The organism is Pseudomonas sp. 05N36 (assembly GCF_056397385.1).
The window spans coordinates 1-603 of the sequence record NZ_JBFTNH010000059.1; the positions used below are offsets into that span (position 1 = coordinate 1).

The 603-nt window shown below is 29.9% G+C and carries 1 protein-coding gene; it reads right to left on the reverse strand.

What is annotated here, in order from left to right:
• Positions 1 to 603: ATP-binding cassette domain-containing protein (locus AC1DIH_RS28140; RefSeq protein WP_477774089.1), on the reverse strand; the 603-nt coding region annotated here is incomplete at both ends.

Consider the following 603-nt stretch of genomic DNA (forward strand, 5'->3'; position numbering starts at 1 on the left):
CTCAATCGACTGAGTACTTCTGTAATTTTTGTCTCAAGTAAAAGTTTTTTATCTTCTTTAATATTCCTTGTTGGCTTTTCAGCTTGTTTAAATTGTTCATATGTACCATCAAATATTTTTATTTCTTTATTATCAATTGTCATTATTCGAGTGGCTACTTTTTCGATAAATTTACGATCGTGAGATACAAAGATTATACTGCCATTATATTCCTTTAACAAAGATTCAAACGCCTCTATAGCTTCCATATCAAGAAAGTTTGTTGGTTCATCTAGTACTAACGTGTTAACTTCACTTAAGAATACTTTAGTTAGTGCTACTTTAACTCGCTCTCCACCACTTAAGACATTTATTGGTTTATAAACATCATCTCTAAAAAAATGCATTCTAGCTAGAATAGTTCGAATAAGAGTTTCATTTTGTTGTGAAGAAGATTGAACATTTTCTAAAATACTCTTATCTAATTCTAATGTATCTATTTTTTGGCTAAAATAACCGATTTTGACAGATGGCGATAATGAAATACCATGATTCCCATGAACAATTTTTTTAATAAACGTTGTCTTTCCTGTACCATTAGATCCGATAATTGCCATCTTGTCT